Origin of the sequence: Enterobacteriaceae endosymbiont of Plateumaris consimilis (genome assembly GCF_012563145.1) — a bacterium.
GTDB lineage: Bacteria > Pseudomonadota > Gammaproteobacteria > Enterobacterales > Enterobacteriaceae.
In genome coordinates this window covers 117651-135049 of sequence record NZ_CP046230.1, presented here as the reverse complement: position 1 = coordinate 135049, position 17399 = coordinate 117651, and the positions used below count along the sequence as shown (strand labels likewise).

Here is a 17399-nt window from a genome sequence, read left to right as displayed (position 1 = left end):
ATGAATTTTTTTAAAAATATTGTTTATTGGGATTTATGTGATATAAAGCAACAAAAAGAGATATTAACTAGACCAGTAATATTATTAAATAAAAAAATAAAAACAGAGGTATCAAATATTATATATAAAGTTAAACAAGAAGGAGATAATGCTCTAGAATATTATAATTTATTATTTGATAAAATTAAAGTAAAAAAACTAGAAATACCAATTGAAAAAATTAATAATGCTAAATTAAATCTTACACAAGATATTAAAAATGCAATTAATAATGCTTATTATAATATATATAAATTTCATTCTTATCAAAAACATAAAACTAAAAGAATAGAAACTACTTCTGGAGTATATTGTCAAGAAATTTTTAGACCTATTAATTTTATAGGTTTATATATTCCTGGAGGTACAGCACCCTTATTTTCTACAGTATTAATGTTAGGTATACCAGCTCAATTAGCACTATGTAAAAATGTCATAATGTGTACTCCTGCCCCTATAGCTAATGAAATATTATATACTGCTAGTTTATGTAAAATAAAAAAAATTTTTCAAATAGGTGGTGCGCAAGCTATTGCAGCTATGGCTTTTGGAACAAATTCTATACCAAAAGTAAATAAAATTTTTGGTCCAGGAAATTCATTTGTTACTGAAGCTAAAAAACAAATTACTAATCAAGAAGAAAATACAAAAAATGTAACTATAGATATGCCAGCTGGTCCATCTGAATTAATGATAATTGCTGATAAATTTGCATATTCGCACTTTATTGTAGCTGATCTAATTTCTCAAGCAGAACATGGAGTCGATTCTCAAGTTATTTTACTTACTCCAGAAGAAAAAATTGCTAAAGAAGTAATTAATGGAATTAACAGTCAAATTTTAAATTTACCTAGAAAAGATATAATACAACAATCTCTTAGTAAGAGTTATATTATAATCACAAAAGATATCAATCAATGCATACAAATATCAAATGAATATTCACCAGAACATTTAATGATTCAATGTCATGAATATGAAAAAATATTGCCTAATATTACAAATGCAGGATCAATATTTTTAGGTAATTGGGCTCCTGAATCAGTTGGTGACTATGCATCAGGAACTAACCATGTATTACCTACATATGGATATGCTTTAACTTATTCTAGTTTAGGAGTTTCTGATTTTCAAAAAAGAATGACAGTCCAAGAATTAACACCACAAGGATTATTAAATATATCTAATACAGTTGAAATAATGTCAAAAACAGAAAAATTAATAGGTCATAAAAATTCAGTTACTTTAAGAAGTACATTTATTAAAAAAAAATTATTTTCAGAAAAAAATCATAATAAATATAAAAATAACGTATCTCAAATAGTTAGAAAAAGTATTATTAATCTAATACCTTATCAATCAGCAAGATTACTAGATAATAGTAGATTTGATCATATTTTATTAAATGCTAATGAATCTCCAATAACACCTATTTTTAAACTTATAAAAAATACATTTAATAGATATCCAGAACCTCAACCAAAGAGATTAATTAAAAATTATAGTAATTATTGTGGAATAGATATTACTAATATTTTAGTAAGTCGTGGTGCAGATGAAGGAATAGATTTATTAATTCGTACATTTTGTAATCATAAAAATGATAAAATATTATTTTGTCCACCTACATATGGTATGTATTGTATAAGTGCAAAAGTTTTAGGTATAAAATATAATTCTGTTAAAAGTTTAGAAAATTGGCAGTTAGATTTATATACGATAAAAAAAACATTAGACAATGTTAAAATTATTTATATATGTAATCCTAATAACCCTACGGGAAATTTAATTAATCAAAATGATATTATTGAATTATTGGAAATTACACAAGGAAAATCGATTATTGTTATTGATGAAGCATATATAGAATTTTGTATAAATCATACAATGATACATTTAATAGAAAAATATTCTAATTTAGTTATTTTAAGAACTTTATCTAAAGCATTTTCTTTAGCTGGATTACGTTGTGGATTTGTTTTAGCTCATGAAGAAATTATTAATTTATTATTAAAAGTTATTGCACCTTATCCTATTCCTGAACCTGTGTCAGATATAGCAGTACAAGCATTAAATCGTAAAAATTTAATTTTAATGCATAATAATGTTAATAAATTAATGAATAATAAAATATGGTTAATTAAAAATTTAAAAAAATGTCATGTTGTAAAAAATATATTTAATAGTCATACAAATTATATTTTAACAAAATTTTTTAATTCTAATTATATTTTTAAAATATTATCAAAAAAAGGAATAATAGTAAGAAATCAAGATCATCAGATAGGTTTATCTAATTGTTTAAGAATTTCTGTAGGAACTGATTATGAGTCAACAAGATTAATTTCTATTTTACAAGAATTATCTTCTTATTAAAAGGAAATATATAAATGCTTAATAAAGTATTATTTATCGATCGTGACGGAACTTTAATTTCAGAACCTGATGGAGATCATCAAATAGATCATATTAATAAATTAATTTTTGAACCAAATGTTATTATTACATTATCACAATTAATAAAATTTTCTTATTCTTTAGTAATAATTACAAATCAAGATGGATTAGGATCAAAAAATTTTCCTAAACAATCTTTTGATATTTCCCATAATTTTATGATTAATGTTTTTAAATCTCAAGGTATAGAATTTAAAAATGTTTTTATATGTCCACATTATCTTAAAGATAATTGTATATGTAGAAAACCTAAAATAACTATGTTAAAATCATATTTAAATAATACTTTAGATAAAAAAAATAGTTATGTAATAGGAGATCGTTTAACTGATATGGAATTATCTAAAAATATAGGAATACAAGGGATTTTGTATAATAAAAATAAATATAATTGGAATAATATTTTATTAAAATTAACAAAAAATAATAGATATGCAATAGTAAAAAAAATTACAAAAGAAACTATAGTTTTAGTAGAAGTATGGTTAGATAAAAAAGGTAAAAGTTCTATCAATACTGGTATTAATTTTTTTAATCATATGTTAGAACAAATAGCTATACATGGAGATTTTATTTTAAATATTAATGTACAAGGAGATTTACACATTGATGATCATCATACTATAGAAGATACTGCATTAACACTAGGTTCAGCTTTATTAAAAGCTTTAGCTTATAAAAAAGGAATTAATAGATTTGGTTTTGTATTACCTATGGATGATTCATTAGCTGAATGTGCTATTGATCTTTCTGGAAGACCCTATTTACAATATTATGCTACATTTAATCATAATAAAATTGGTGATTTTAATACTGAAATGGTTAAACATTTTTTTTATTCTTTATCATATTCTATGTTATGTAACATATATTTAAAAGTTAAAGGAGATAATGATCATCATAAAATTGAAAGTTTATTTAAATCTTTTGGTAAATCACTTAAACAAGCAATTAATATTATTAATGATGTAATTCCTAGTTCTAAAGGAATATTATAATGAATATTATTATTATAAATACATCATGTGGAAATTTTTTTTCTTTAAAATCTACTATTAAAAAAATTGGTTTTTATTCAAAAATTACTAATAATCCAGAAAAAATTTTGAATGCTGATAAAATTTTTCTGCCAGGCGTAGGATCGATAAAATCAGCAATGACTAAATTAAAAAATGATAATTTACTAAATATTCTTAAATGTTGTAAAAAAGATATATTAGGTATTTGTTTAGGAATGCAATTATTAGGTAAGTATAGTCAAGAAAATAAAGGAGTACACACTTTAGGAATATTTGATGTAGAAGTAAATTTAATAAAAGATAAATTTTTACCTATTCCCCATATGGGATGGAATACTGTTAATTATATTAATAATCAACCATTATTTAAAAATATTAAACAAAACTCTTATTTTTATTTTGCTCATAGTTATGCAATGAATATTAATAATTATACAATTGCTTATAGTAATTATGTACAATTATTTAGTTCTGTTATCCAAAAAAATAATTTTTTTGGAGTACAATTCCATCCAGAACGTTCTGGAATTAATGGAATTCAATTAATTAAAAATTTTTTAGAAATGTAAATATATGATAATTCCAGCAATAGATTTAATACGTGGTAAAGTTGTAAGATTACTACAAGGTAAGTTTAATTCGAAACATGAATATTGTTTTGATCCTTTATTTTATATAAATAAATATATTAATAGTGGAGCAAAAAAAATACATATAGTTGATTTAGATGGTGCTAAAAATCCAAAAAAAAAACAAATAAATTTATTTAAAGAAATATTAACTAATATTAAAATACCATTACAAATAGGTGGAGGTATTAGAAAACAAAAAGATATTGATTTTTTATTTAATTTAACATCTATATCACAAATTATTATAGGATCTTCTGCAATTCAAAATTTTGAAATAGTAAAAAAATGGTTTCAAATATATAATCCTAATAAAATTATTTTAGCTTTTGATATAAAAATTGATACTAATAAACGAAAAATATTATTTACTAATGGATGGCAAAATAATAGTGATATAAATTTAGAAACAATAATGAAAAAATTTATTGATATTGGATTAAAAAATGTATTATGTACTGATATATCTAAAGATGGAACACTATTAGGTCCCAATATAGAATTATATTCTGATATAACTCAAAAATATCCTGAAATATCTTTTCAAGCATCAGGTGGTATTCATTCTTTAAATGATATAAAAAATTTAAAAAATAATGGTGTAAAAGATATTATTATAGGTAAAGCATTTTTAGAAAATAAATTTACTTTTAAAGAGGCTAATTTATGTTGGCAAAAAGAATTATTCCATGTTTAGATGTTTATAATGGTAAAGTAGTTAAAGGAGTAAATTTTAAAAATCATAAAATTATTGGTGATATTTTAACTTTAGCTAAAAAATATTCTCAAGATGGTGCAGATGAATTAGTATTTTATGATATTACAGCTTCTATTCAGAATAGATCTATTAATAAAAAATGGATATCACAAATTGCAAAAATTATTAATATACCATTTTGTGTCGCAGGAGGAATTAAGTCCATAGATGATGCATCAAAAATATTATTTTTAGGAGCAGAAAAAATATCTATTAATTCTCCTGCATTAGATAATCCAAATTTAATTACTCAATTATCTAAATATTTTGGTAAACAATGTGTAGTTATAGGAATTGATTCTTGGTATAATATAAATAAAAAAAAATATTATGTTTATAAATATACAGGAGATGCAAATTATACTCAAGTAACTAATTGGGAAACATCTGAATGGATTAAAAAAGTTCAAGATTTAGGAGCTGGAGAAATTGTATTAAATATGATGAATCAAGATGGTGTATTAAATGGTTATGATTTAATTCAATTAAAAAAAATGAGAAAAATATGTAAAATACCTTTAATTGCCTCAGGAGGTGCGGGATGTGAAAATCATTTTTATCAAATATTTCATAAAAATATTAATGTTGATGGAGCATTAGCAGCATCTGTATTTCATAAAAATATAATTAATATTCAAAAATTAAAAAAATTTTTGTGTAAAAAAAATATAGAGATAAGAATATGAATATCGATATACATAAAATAAATCAATTAAATTGGACTAAAACAAATGGATTAATACCAGCTATTATACAACATAAAATTTCTGGTCAAATATTAATGCATGGTTTTTTTAATAAAGAATCTTTAAAAAAAACACTAAAACTTAAAAAAGTTACTTTTTTTTCTCGAACAAAAAATAGTTTATGGACAAAAGGAGAAACAACAGGAAATTTTCTTAATGTTAAAAATATTATTTCAGATTGTGATAAAGACAGTTTATTAATTTTAGTAAAACCTATAGGTAAAACTTGTCATTTAAATACTAATAGTTGTTTTAAAAATACTAAAATCCCGAGATTTACTTTTTTATATTTTTTAGAAAATTTATTAGAAAAACATAAAAAAAAGGATTTTAATAATTCTTATACTTATAATTTATATAAAAAAGGTACAAAAAGAATATCTCAAAAAGTTGGTGAAGAAGCTATAGAAACTATATTAGCTGCTAATTATGATAACTCTCAAGAAATTATTAATGAAACATCTGATTTAATATATCATTTGTTAGTTTTATTAAGAAATAAAAATATAAATTTTAGTGATATTTTAAAAAATTTACAAAATAGGAATAAAAATAAATAACAAGATATTTTATTAAAAATATTTTAAAAAATTATATTAATTAATATATTATAGTATATATCTACTAATATCTTCATTTAAGATTAATGTATCTAGATGTTTACTAACATAATACTTATCAATAGTAATTATTTTATTATTATATTCACTAGCGTCATAAGAAATATCGGACATTAAATGTTCTAAAACAGTATGTAATCTTCTAGCACCTATATTTTCTGTAGTTTCATTTACTTTCCAAGCTGATTCAGCTATTCGTTTAATACCGTCTTTTGTAAAAATAATATTTACTTTTTCAGTAGCTAATAACGCTTTATATTGAACTGTTATAGATGCATTTGGTTCTGTTAAAATTCTTTCAAAATCATTTATAGTTAATGCTTTTAATTCTACCCTAATAGGTAATCTACCTTGTAATTCAGGAATTAAATCTGAAGGTTTAGATAATTGAAAAGATCCTGAAGCAATAAATAATATATGATCTGTTTTTACCATTCCATGTTTTGTTGATACTGTGCATCCTTCAACTAAAGGTAATAAGTCACGTTGTACCCCTTCTCTTGAAATATCAGAGGACATATTATTATTTCTTCTACAAATTTTATCTATTTCATCTAAAAAAACAATACCATGTTGTTCTACTGCATCTATTGCTCTATGTTTTATTTCTTCATTATTAACTAATTTGTTTGCTTCTTCTTCTATTAATAACCTAATAGCATTTTTAATTGTTAATTTACGTTTTTTTTGTTTGTTACCACTAAAATTTTGAAATAATGATTGTAATTGATTAGTCATTTCCTCCATTCCTGGTGGAGCCATTATTTCTATTCCCATAGGTGTAGTAGATAAATTAATTTCAATTTCTTGATTGTCTAGTTCACCATTTCTTAGTTTTTTTCGTAATTGTTGTTTATTAGATAGTAAATTACTATTATTTTCTTTATTCCAATTAATTTTATAATTAGGCATAAGTACATCAAGAATACGTTCTTCAGCCATTTTTTTAGCTCTATAACAATTTTTTTTAAATTCTTGTATACGAATCATTTTAATAGCAAAATCTGTTAAATCACGAATAATAGAATCTACTTCTTTCCCAACATAACCAACTTCAGTAAATTTTGTTGCTTCAACCTTAATAAAAGGTGCATTAGCTAATTTTGCTAAACGACGAGCAATTTCTGTTTTTCCAACACCAGTTGGTCCTATCATTAAAATATTTTTAGGAGTAACTTCTTGTCTTAAATTTTCATCTAATTGCATGCGTCGCCAACGATTTCTTAATGCTATAGCAACTGCTTTTTTTGCACTATCTTGACCTATAATGAATTTATTTAATTCATCAACAATTTCACGTGGAGTCATTTCGGACATAATAAGTATTTACCTCATGATTATTTAGATAATAATTTTTTAATAGTAAAATTATGATTAGTATATATACAAATGTCACCTGCTATATTTAACGATTTTTTAACTATCTCGTATGCACTTAAATCAGTATTGTCAAATAAAGCTCTTGCAGATGCTTGTGCATATGGACCTCCAGAACCTATTGTAACTATATCGTTTTCAGGTTGAACAACATCTCCACTTCCTGTTATTATTAAAGAAGTTATTTTATCTGCAATAACTAATAATGCTTCTAACTTACGAAGTAAACGATCTGTTCTCCAATCTTTTGCTAATTCTACAGCTGATTTTGTCAAATTACCTTGATACATTTCTAATTTTTGTTCAAATAATTCAAACAAAGTAAAAGCATCAGCAGTTCCTCCTGCAAAACCAGCTATTACTTTATTATTGTATAATTTACGAATTTTTTTAACATTCCCTTTCATTATAGTATTTCCAAGGGTAGCTTGTCCATCACCACCAATAACAACATATCCATTTCTTCTTACACTAACAATAGTTGTCATAAATTATCTTTAATTATTTTTTAAGAATTTTATAAGAATAAAAAATTAACTTTATAAAAAATTTTAATTTTATATTAAAATATAAAGAATATATTAATAAAGTTTAATATTTTTATTTTTATAAATTAATAATTTATTATTAAATTTTATATAAATATTTTATTTGATTTAATAATTAAAATTATCATTTTAAATATACGATAATTATTATATCATAAATTTTATTTAAAACAATAATTTTATATTATCACACAATTATAAATAGTAATTAATAATGTATAAAAATATTTTAGCTATTGATACTACTAATAAATATTGTTCTGTAACACTATTTAAAGAAAAAAATATTTTTAATATAAAAAAGTATTGTCCTAACAAACATACAAAATATATATTATTAATAATAAATGATATTTTAAAAAATTCAAAAGTAATGTTATCAGATATTAATTTATTAGTTTACAATGCAGGTCCAGGAAATTTTTCTAGTATGAGAGTAGGTATTACAGTTATTGAAGGATTGTCATATTCTTTAAATATCAATAAAATTGGATTATCACATTTAATGATGATAGCTGAACAAGCATGGATAGAAACAGGAATTAAAAATATTATAACAACTATTAAATATAATAAAACCAATATTTATTTCGCTTTATATAAAAAAAATAAAAAAGGATTATGGATTGGTAAAAAAAGTGAATGTTTAATAAATAATCATGATTTTTTTAAAAAATTATTACAGTTGAAAGGAAAATGGATATTAGTTTCACATAATAATGATTATACAAAATATAATCAAATACATTTATTAAATAAAAATTTACAATTACGACTAATAAAAAATATATCTATATCATCTAAATCTATTATTAATATTATTAAGATTTTATCTTTAAATAATAAAAAAATAAATAATAATATTATTATTAATTATATTAATAATAATTTCTAAATTATAAAATTAAAAATTAAAATTTTTTAAAATATTTATATATTGTAAATTTTATTTATAAAGATATAATTTACTAATTTAATAATTAAATTTAAATTTTAACTTGTAAAAATTATATAAAAAATTATATTATGAATAATTCATTAAAATTAGATTTATTATCTTATAGATTCAGAGGATTTTATCCTGTTGTTGTTGATATAGAAACTTCAGGTTTTAATCCAAAAAATAATGCTATATTAGAAATAGGTTTAATAACTCTTAAAATGAATAATGGATGGTTAGAAAAAAATGAAATTTTACATTTTCATATTATTCCATTTAAAGGTTCATATATATCTCCTGATGCTTTAGCTTTTAATAAAATTAATATAAATTCTCCTTTAAGAGGAGCTGTAACCGAAAATACAGCTTTTAATATTATATTTAATAAAATTTATAATGAATTAAAAAAAAATAAATGTAAAAAAGCAGTAGTTGTAGGTCATAATGTTAATTTTGATCACAGTTTTATTATGGAAGCTTCAAAACGTATTAAAACAAAATGTAATAATCCATTTCATAATTTTGTTACTTTTGATACAACATCTATGAGTAGCTTATTATTAGGACAAACTGTATTAGCTAAATCTTGTCATGCATTAGGAATATCTTTTGATAATAACCAAGCACATTCAGCATTATATGATACAGATCGGACAGCTGAATTATTTTGTAAATTAGTAAATAAATGGAAAAAAATAGGAGGCTGGCCACCTATTAAAACATAAAATTTATAATTATATAATTTATTATTTAATAAAATTTTTAAGTAAAATATTGTCTAATTCTTTATTACAATACATATTGTATATAATATCATAACCACCTATTAATTCTCCATTAATCCATAATTGTGGAAAAGTTGGCCAATTAGCATATTTAGGCAAATATTTTCTTATATCTTGATTTTTTAAAACGTCTATGTAAATAAATTTTATATTATATGATGTTAAAATTTTTACAGTTTTATCTGAAAATCCACATTTTGGATATTTAGGTGTTCCTTTCATATATAATATAATAGGATTATCAGATATTTGTTTTTCAATTTTTTCAAATATCTTCATATAAAAATATACTCTATATTTGTTTTTAAAATTATATTGTATTTAAAATTAAATCTCAATAACATAATTATTATATTATAAAATTTATAAATATAAAAGTAAATATATAAAAAATATAAAAATAAATTTTTATTAAAATATTATTAAATAATATTTATAAAAAATAAATATTTTATTAGATTATATAAATTATAAAAAATTAAAGGATATTTGTGCAAAAATATTTTATAGAAACAAAAAAATTATTTAAGCTTGCTATTCCTGTTCTTTTTGCACAGATAGCTCAAATTTCTATAGGTTTTGTTAATACTATAATGATAGGAGCTTTCAGTACTACAGATATGGCATCAATATCTATTGGAACTTCAATATGGTTGCCTATAATATTATTAGGTCATGGAATATTATTATCTTTAATACCTATTATTTCTCAATTAAATGGATCTGGAAATCGTATCCATATAGCAAATCAAATTAAACAAGCATATTTATTAGTAATAATTATATCAATATTAATTATGTTTTTTTTATATAATATTGGTTATTTTCTTATATTTATACCCAATATTAATAAATTTTTAGTATTAAAATCTGATTTTTATTTAAAAATTATTTTATGGAATACACCTGGATATTTGTTTTTTCAAGTTTTACGTTGTAAATGTGAAGGTTTATCATTAACAAGACCTTGTATGATTATTAGTTTTATTAGTTTATTATTATTTATTCCTTTAAATTATAGTTTAATAAATGGTTATTGGATTTTCCCAAGATTGGGAGGCATTGGAAGTGGCTTTTCTATAATTATAATATATTGGATAATGTTTTTTATTATAAAATTATGGATTTCTCATTCAATGTATTTTAATGATATTAGAATAATTAATAGATTAATTAAACCAAATAAAAACATATTATATCAATTTATTAAAATTGGTTTTCCTATTGCTTTATCTATTTTTTTTGAAGTTACATTATTTACTTTAGTATCTTTATTTATATCTCCTATGGGAGTAGAAAAAATTGCTAGTCATCAAATAGCTTTAAACTTTAGTTCATTAATATTTGTTTTTCCTTTTTCTTTTAGTGTAGCTGTAACTATCAGAATAGGACATTATTTAAGATATAGAAAAAAAACAATTATAATTAGTTGGTGTGCACAAATTATTGGCATAATAATATCTATAATTACTTCTTTTATTAGTATATTTTTTAGAAATAATATTTCTTCTTTATATAGTTCTAATCAAGAAATAATTTATTTATCTTCATATTTAATTTTACTATCAGGAATTTATCAAATTTCAGATTCTATTCAAGTTATAGGTTGTGGTATATTAAAAGGATATAAAGATACTGTTGCCATTTTTTTTATTACTTTTTTTTCTTATTGGATGTTAGGTTTTCCTATTGGTTATATTTTATCAATTACTAATTGGATTGTATCCCATCCAATGGGTCCTGCAGGATTTTGGATTGGTTTTATTGTAGGTTTAACTACATCTGCTATATTAATAATATATCGTATTATATACTTACAAAAATTTTTATATTAATTATTTTTATGATATCATCACTAAAATTTTATGCGTTCTTAGCTCAGTAGGTTAGAGTATCATTATGACATAGTGATGGTCAGAGGTTCGAATCCTCTAGAACGCATAAATTGTTTTCTATTGATTTTTTTTATAAATAATTTTTTTATTATAAATTGATTGATATGAACCAAAAAAAAAGATTAAAAATACTTAATATTTTTCATCAACATTATTTTAAAATTAAATCTGAATTAATTTTTAATAATTCTTTTGAATTATTAATTTCTTTAATATTATCGTCAAAAACTAATGATAAAAAAGTTAATATAGTAACCAAAAAATTATTTATTATTGCAAATAATCCATATAGCATGATAAATTTAGGAATTTTAAAAATAAAAGAATATATTCGTCCTTTAGGACTACATAATAATAAATCTAAATATTTAATACAATCGAGTAATATTTTAATTAAATCATATAATAGTATTATTCCTAATAATAGAAAAGATTTAGAATCTTTACCTGGTGTAGGTAGAAAAATTTCAAATATAATTTTAAATACTATTTTTAAAAAATTAGAAATTGCTGTAGATACACATGTTTATAAATTTTGTAATCGTACTAAATTTGTTATAGGTAAAAATACATATGAGATAGAAAAAAAATTATTACAATTCGTGCCTAACAAATATAAATTAAATTGTCATAATTGGTTTATATTTCATAGTAAAAATGTATGTAAAACTCAAAAACCATTATGTAATATATGTATTATATTCTATTTATGTGAATTTTCTTTAAAAAATAATAATAAAATATAAATAATATAATTAAAATATTATTTCCAATATAATAAACAAAAATTTTTTTTACCTCTACGTAATAATGTAAAATGATTAAAAATTTTGTCTTCTTCAGTAAAAAAATATAAAATATCTGATTTTTTTTTATTATTTATATAAATTGAATTAGATTCAATCATATTTTTTGCATGACTTCTAGATTTAGCTAATCTACTTAATATTAAAATTTCTTGTAAAGAATAATTTTCATTTTTTAAAACTATATTATTAATTCCATTAATTAATAACATATTAAAATCATTTTTAGATAAATCATTTAATTTTTTATGAAAAATATGATCAGTAATTTTTTTAGCAGATTCTAATGCATTTTTACCATGAACTAAGTAAGTCATATGTTCAGCTAATATGTTTTGAGCACTATTTTTTTTTATTGAATTATTATTAGATTTTTGTAAATTTTCTATAGTATTAATTTTTATAGTAGTAAACATTTTTAAAAAATTATAAACTAAATTATCATCAACATTTAACCAAAATTGAAAAAAATCATATGGACTTGTTTTAAGAGCATCTAACCATATTGTTTTATTTTCTGTTTTACCAAATTTAGTTCCATCATTTTTAGTAATTAATTTATTAGTTAAACCAAATACTTGTTGTTTATATATTTTTTTAACTAAATCAACTCCTGAAACTATATGTCCCCATTGATCTGACCCACCTATTTGTAAAATCACATTAAAATATTTATTTAAATAAGCAAAATCATAGGATTGTAATAAATTATATGAAAATTCAGTAAAAGAAATTCCTTGTATATTTCTATTTATTCTATTTTTTATAGATTCTTTATTCATCATTTGATTAACACAAAAATATTTACCTATTTCTTTTAAAAAAAATAAAACATTCATTTTACTAAACCAATCATAATTATTTACTATTAATGCACTATTAGAACCACAATTAAAATCTAAAAAAAGTTTTATTTGTGAACTAATTTTACTAATCCATTTATTCATTAAATCAATTGGTTGTTTTTTTCTTTCTTGTAATTTAAAACTAGGATCACCTATTAATCCTGTTGCTCCTCCTAATAAAATAATAGGTTTATGTCCTAACTTTTGAAAATATCTTAATATAATTAATGGTATTAAATGACCAATATGTAAACTATCAGCAGTAGGATCAAAACCACAATATAAATTAATTTTTTTTTCCATTAAAATATTTTTTAAATTATTTTTATCCGTTATTTGATTAATAATGTTACGATATTCTAATGTTTTTATTAAATTTTTTTCATTGTTTTTACTTATAATCATTAAATTTATATCTCTTTTTTATTCTATTTAAAAAAATAATTTATTGAAAAAATAATTTTTCTATAGTATTTACAGCTATTTTAGTATATAAATCTACTTCAATATTCACAATTTGATTAATTTTTTTACTTGCTAATGAAGTTTTTATAATTGTTTCTGGAATAAGATTAATACTAAATTTATTAATATATACTTTATCTATTGTTAAACTAATACCATCTATACATATAGATCCTTTTTGAATAATGTATTTCATTTGAGATTGATGATATGGTTTAAACCATATTGTTTTAGAATTCATATAATTTTTAATTTTAATAATTGTGGCAATATCTGTAATATGTCCAGAAATTAAATGTCCACCAATAAAATCAATTAATTTTAAAGACTTTTCAACATTTAAATAATCTCCTTTTTTTAATTTCTTAAATGTTGTAATATTTAATGTATTTTTAATTATATTATAATATAATAGATCATTATTTATATTACTTATAGTTAAACAACACCCATTATTTGCAATAGAATCTCCTTTCTTTAAATCAGAAGTAAACAAATTAGGTGTTTTTATTATCATATGTATAAAATTTTTTTTTTAATTAATAATTTTACTATTGCTATACATTGAATAATTCCACTAAACATAAATATAATCCTATTATTATTTATATAATATATAAATACAATATTATTTATTAATAGTAAATTAATTTAATATTATTTAATAAATAAAAAAAGAAAATTAAATTTTTAATAAAATTATTATTTTTTTATATTTTATGAAATATTATACAAACTTTTTTTAAGTTTTTGACATGCTCTAAAAGTTACAACTTTTTTAGCATTAATAAGTATAGATTTTCCTGTTTTTGGATTACGACCCAGTCTAAAATTTTTTTTATGTATTTCAAATTTTCCAAAACCAGATAATTTTATTATTTTTCCTTTTAATAAAGTTTTTTTTAATTCTTCAAAAAATAAACATACTAAGTATAGCGCATCTTTTTTATGTATTTTAAATTTTTTAATTAAATATTGAGAAATTTTTTTTTAGTTAAAGTCATAATTTTTATCTCTTAATATAATTTTAAATTTTATTTTTAATTTATTTATACATAATTGTATAATATCATTAATTTCTTTATCTTTTAATGTATGAGTATTATCTTGTATAATAAAACTTATTGTAAAACTTTTATATCCTTTAGGTATATTTATACCTTGATATACATCAAATAAATTTATGTCAATAATTTGTTTTATTGAAAAATTTTTACATTCTTGTATAATGTTTATAAAAGGAATATTTTCTTTTACTATTAATGAAATATCTCTACGGTTTAATGGTAAATTTGATATTGTTTTAATTATTGTTTCTGTATGATTTAATATTTCATTACATTCTAATTCAAATAAAACAGTATTTTCATTAATTCCTAAATATGTTTGAATATAGGGATGTATTACTCCAATATATCCAATAAAAGAATTATTTAAATATATAGATGATCCTTTATAAGGATGTAAAAAATTTATATCAGATATAGATCTAAACTCTATTTTAGAAATTTTTCCTAAAAGATCAAATATACATTCTATATCACCTTTTAAATCATAAAAATCTACATTTTTATTAGATAAAGACCAATGTTCTTCATGTAATTTACCATTTATTATTCCTCCAAACATTAATTTTTGAGATATACCAAATTCTAATTTTTTATTTATTTTAAAACATAATCCAATTTCAAAAAAACGTAAAGATTTTTGTTGTCTATTTTGATTATAAATTATATTATTTATTAATCCACATAATAAAGAAGTACGCATAACAGACATTTCTATTGAAATAGGATTACATAATTTTATAAATTTTTCTTTAGGAAAGATTAAATATTGTATTTTAGGATTTATAAAACTATAGTTAATAACTTCGTTATATCCTTTATTAATTAAAAAATTTTTAATTTTTGTAATATTATTAGATTTGAAAAATCTATTATTATCATTAATGTTTTTTTCAATTAAATTTAATTTAATATGTTTATTAGGAATGTTATTATACCCATATATGCGTATTATTTCTTCTATTATATCAGCTTCAATTTTTATATCATATCTCCAACTAGGTATTTGTATAATACAATTCATATCTGTTTTTAATATTATTTTAAATCCTAATTTATTCATGATATTAAATATTTTATCTGTTTTTATAACAAATCCTAATATTTGTTTAATTTTTTTAAAATTTAGCTTAATTGTTTTTAATGTTAAAAAATTATTAATATAATTATCAGTATTAACTACTTTAATTTTACTTCTTTTACCACCATATATTTTTAATATTAGATTTATAGTTCTTATTAATATTTTTTTTTGTATTAATGGATCTAATCCTCTTTGATAAAGATGTGAAAATAAATTAAATATTTTATATTGATTAGATAAATTATCTGCTGTCATGGTATCTAAAAAGAAACATTCTAATAAAATATTTTTTGTATTTTTATCAATAATAACTTCTTTATTTTGTGCTAAAATTGGAATAGACAATATTTTTTCTTTATCTTTAATTATTAAAGTATTTTTTAATAAAGTTATTTTGTTATTATTTGTATCAATTAAAACATTATCATTAATATTTTTATATTCTTTTATATATATATCACCTTTAATTTTATTAAGATCGTAAAAATATACTGGATATCCTAATTCTAAATTTATATAATTGCTGATATTTAATAAAGGATTATTATTTGATATTAAAATTCCAGATCTTTGTAATCTTTGTTCTATTAAAAATGGTATTTTATTTTGTAAATCAACATTTTGAATAACACAATAAAAATAACTTAAATTATATTTATTAACATTTTCATTTATATGAACGTTGATTATATTATTTTGTTTGTTTTTAGTTAAATAATCTTCATAAGGAAATTTGAATAAATAATTATCGTTTTTGATTTTAGTTGATAAATCTCTTGCTATACCCATAATACTTAAACAATCAGAACGATTATATGGTATATTAATATATAATATATTGTCATTTAATTGTAGATATTTATAAGCATTTTGTCCTATTTTAGCATTATTATTTAATATTAATATATGGTTTTTATCATTGCTACGTATATTATCTTTTAATCCTAACATTTTTTTAGAACATAATAATCCTTCCGATTGTAATAAAAAATTAAATTTCTGATTATATATATATTTTTTATATAAAGATGAATTGACGGTTGCAAAAATTATTTTTATTTTATTTTTACAATTAATTGCATTTGATTTAATTTTATATAATTTATTTTTTCCTATATCTATAGTTAAATTATAAATATTTTTATTATTATTAAACTGACAATCAATTACTTGTCCTATAAATATATTATCTATTTTTATTTTACAAATTGGTTCAATTTTTTCTACTTCAAATCCTAACATTGTTAATTGTTCAGATAATAATTCTATATTATTATAAGTAATCCATTCTCGTAACCATAGTTCACTTAATTTAATCAT

At 20.2% G+C, this 17399-nt stretch carries 17 protein-coding genes, 1 tRNA gene and 1 pseudogene; 12 read left to right on the top strand and 7 right to left on the bottom strand.

What is annotated here, in order from left to right; genetic code table 11:
• The 7 genes and pseudogenes from hisD to hisIE form a co-directional block, all read left to right on the top strand.
• A pseudogene (hisD, locus tag GJT81_RS02465) lies at window positions 1–1311 on the top strand (histidinol dehydrogenase); the annotation flags it as partial.
• Entirely contained in the window at window positions 1300–2415 is a 1116-nt protein-coding gene (gene hisC / locus GJT81_RS02460; protein WP_247645448.1) for a histidinol-phosphate transaminase, read from the top strand. The pseudogene hisD and the gene hisC, both read left to right, overlap by 12 nt.
• A gap of 14 nt (window positions 2416–2429) precedes the next feature.
• Window positions 2430–3494, top strand: a complete 1065-nt coding sequence (hisB, locus tag GJT81_RS00655; RefSeq protein WP_169785428.1) for a bifunctional histidinol-phosphatase/imidazoleglycerol-phosphate dehydratase HisB — start codon at window positions 2430–2432, stop codon at window positions 3492–3494.
• Complete coding sequence (hisH, locus tag GJT81_RS00650) at window positions 3494–4084, top strand: imidazole glycerol phosphate synthase subunit HisH (protein ID WP_169785427.1); 591 nt, start codon at window positions 3494–3496, stop codon at window positions 4082–4084. The genes hisB and hisH overlap by 1 nt, the downstream gene beginning before the upstream one ends.
• A gap of 4 nt (window positions 4085–4088) precedes the next feature.
• Complete coding sequence (hisA, locus tag GJT81_RS00645; RefSeq protein ID WP_169785426.1) at window positions 4089–4841, top strand: 1-(5-phosphoribosyl)-5-[(5-phosphoribosylamino)methylideneamino]imidazole-4-carboxamide isomerase; 753 nt, start codon at window positions 4089–4091, stop codon at window positions 4839–4841.
• On the top strand, window positions 4811–5587 hold the full coding sequence (hisF, locus tag GJT81_RS00640) for an imidazole glycerol phosphate synthase subunit HisF (RefSeq protein WP_169785425.1): 777 nt from the start codon (window positions 4811–4813) through the stop codon (window positions 5585–5587). Before hisA ends, hisF begins: the two co-directional genes overlap by 31 nt.
• The gene (gene hisIE / locus GJT81_RS00635) at window positions 5584–6207 is read left to right on the top strand and encodes a bifunctional phosphoribosyl-AMP cyclohydrolase/phosphoribosyl-ATP diphosphatase HisIE (protein ID WP_169785424.1); all 624 of its coding nucleotides are present in this window, start codon (window positions 5584–5586) and stop codon (window positions 6205–6207) included. The genes hisF and hisIE overlap by 4 nt, the downstream gene beginning before the upstream one ends.
• Before the next feature lie 48 nt (window positions 6208–6255).
• Here hisIE and hslU read toward each other — a convergent pair whose 3' ends face one another.
• Both hslU and hslV read right to left on the bottom strand, forming a co-directional pair.
• The gene (hslU, locus tag GJT81_RS00630) at window positions 6256–7584 is read right to left on the bottom strand and encodes an ATP-dependent protease ATPase subunit HslU (RefSeq protein ID WP_169785423.1); all 1329 of its coding nucleotides are present in this window, start codon (window positions 7582–7584) and stop codon (window positions 6256–6258) included.
• Window positions 7585–7604: 20 nt separating this feature from the next.
• Complete coding sequence (gene hslV, locus GJT81_RS00625; RefSeq protein ID WP_169785422.1) at window positions 7605–8132, bottom strand: ATP-dependent protease subunit HslV; 528 nt, start codon at window positions 8130–8132, stop codon at window positions 7605–7607.
• A 274-nt stretch (window positions 8133–8406) separates the two neighbouring features.
• On the opposite strand from hslV, the gene tsaB reads away from it, so the two are divergent.
• Entirely contained in the window at window positions 8407–9087 is a 681-nt protein-coding gene (gene tsaB / locus GJT81_RS00620; protein ID WP_169785421.1) for a tRNA (adenosine(37)-N6)-threonylcarbamoyltransferase complex dimerization subunit type 1 TsaB, read from the top strand.
• Between the two features lie 131 nt (window positions 9088–9218).
• Entirely contained in the window at window positions 9219–9857 is a 639-nt protein-coding gene (gene rnt / locus GJT81_RS00615) for a ribonuclease T (RefSeq protein ID WP_169785420.1), read from the top strand.
• Window positions 9858–9878: 21 nt separating this feature from the next.
• Here rnt and grxD read toward each other — a convergent pair whose 3' ends face one another.
• On the bottom strand, window positions 9879–10196 hold the full coding sequence (grxD, locus tag GJT81_RS00610; RefSeq protein ID WP_169785419.1) for a Grx4 family monothiol glutaredoxin: 318 nt from the start codon (window positions 10194–10196) through the stop codon (window positions 9879–9881).
• Window positions 10197–10408: 212 nt separating this feature from the next.
• Here grxD and GJT81_RS00605 point away from each other — a divergent pair, with 212 nt between their 5' ends.
• The 3 genes from GJT81_RS00605 (at window position 10409) to GJT81_RS00595 (ending at window position 12558) form a co-directional block, all read left to right on the top strand.
• Window positions 10409–11752 (top strand): MATE family efflux transporter, encoded by a 1344-nt coding sequence (locus tag GJT81_RS00605; RefSeq protein ID WP_169785418.1) that lies wholly within the window; start codon window positions 10409–10411, stop codon window positions 11750–11752.
• 32 nt (window positions 11753–11784) lie between these two features.
• A tRNA-Val gene (locus GJT81_RS00600) sits at window positions 11785–11858 on the top strand.
• A 58-nt stretch (window positions 11859–11916) separates the two neighbouring features.
• Entirely contained in the window at window positions 11917–12558 is a 642-nt protein-coding gene (locus GJT81_RS00595; RefSeq protein ID WP_169785417.1) for an endonuclease III domain-containing protein, read from the top strand.
• Window positions 12559–12575: 17 nt separating this feature from the next.
• Here GJT81_RS00595 and tyrS read toward each other — a convergent pair whose 3' ends face one another.
• The 4 genes from tyrS to pheT all read right to left on the bottom strand — a co-directional run bounded on the left by tyrS (window position 12576) and on the right by pheT (window position 17399).
• Window positions 12576–13868 carry a tyrosine--tRNA ligase gene (tyrS, locus tag GJT81_RS00590; RefSeq protein ID WP_169785416.1) on the bottom strand — a complete coding sequence of 431 codons (1293 nt, stop codon included), beginning with the start codon at window positions 13866–13868 and terminating at the stop codon, window positions 12576–12578.
• Between the two features lie 40 nt (window positions 13869–13908).
• Window positions 13909–14451 (bottom strand): riboflavin synthase, encoded by a 543-nt coding sequence (ribE, locus tag GJT81_RS00585; RefSeq protein WP_345719034.1) that lies wholly within the window; start codon window positions 14449–14451, stop codon window positions 13909–13911.
• A gap of 194 nt (window positions 14452–14645) precedes the next feature.
• Window positions 14646–14912 (bottom strand): HU family DNA-binding protein, encoded by a 267-nt coding sequence (locus tag GJT81_RS00580; protein ID WP_169785744.1) that lies wholly within the window; start codon window positions 14910–14912, stop codon window positions 14646–14648.
• 6 nt (window positions 14913–14918) lie between these two features.
• The gene (pheT, locus tag GJT81_RS00575; protein ID WP_169785414.1) at window positions 14919–17399 is read right to left on the bottom strand and encodes a phenylalanine--tRNA ligase subunit beta; all 2481 of its coding nucleotides are present in this window, start codon (window positions 17397–17399) and stop codon (window positions 14919–14921) included.

Bases quoted from the DNA above. Each gene is read 5' to 3' on its own strand.
- hisB (WP_169785428.1), top strand. From the start codon at position 2,430: ATGCTTAATAAAGTATTATTTATCGATCGTGACGGAACTTTAATTTCA.
- hisH (WP_169785427.1), top strand. From the start codon at position 3,494: ATGAATATTATTATTATAAATACATCATGTGGAAATTTTTTTTCTTTA.
- hisA (WP_169785426.1), top strand. From the start codon at position 4,089: ATGATAATTCCAGCAATAGATTTAATACGTGGTAAAGTTGTAAGATTA.
- hisF (WP_169785425.1), top strand. From the start codon at position 4,811: ATGTTGGCAAAAAGAATTATTCCATGTTTAGATGTTTATAATGGTAAA.
- hisIE (WP_169785424.1), top strand. From the start codon at position 5,584: ATGAATATCGATATACATAAAATAAATCAATTAAATTGGACTAAAACA.
- hslU (WP_169785423.1), bottom strand. From the start codon at position 7,584: ATGTCCGAAATGACTCCACGTGAAATTGTTGATGAATTAAATAAATTC.
- hslV (WP_169785422.1), bottom strand. From the start codon at position 8,132: ATGACAACTATTGTTAGTGTAAGAAGAAATGGATATGTTGTTATTGGT.
- tsaB (WP_169785421.1), top strand. From the start codon at position 8,407: ATGTATAAAAATATTTTAGCTATTGATACTACTAATAAATATTGTTCT.
- rnt (WP_169785420.1), top strand. From the start codon at position 9,219: ATGAATAATTCATTAAAATTAGATTTATTATCTTATAGATTCAGAGGA.
- grxD (WP_169785419.1), bottom strand. From the start codon at position 10,196: ATGAAGATATTTGAAAAAATTGAAAAACAAATATCTGATAATCCTATT.
- GJT81_RS00595 (WP_169785417.1), top strand. From the start codon at position 11,917: ATGAACCAAAAAAAAAGATTAAAAATACTTAATATTTTTCATCAACAT.
- tyrS (WP_169785416.1), bottom strand. From the start codon at position 13,868: ATGATTATAAGTAAAAACAATGAAAAAAATTTAATAAAAACATTAGAA.
- pheT (WP_169785414.1), bottom strand. From the start codon at position 17,399: ATGATTAAATTAAGTGAACTATGGTTACGAGAATGGATTACTTATAAT.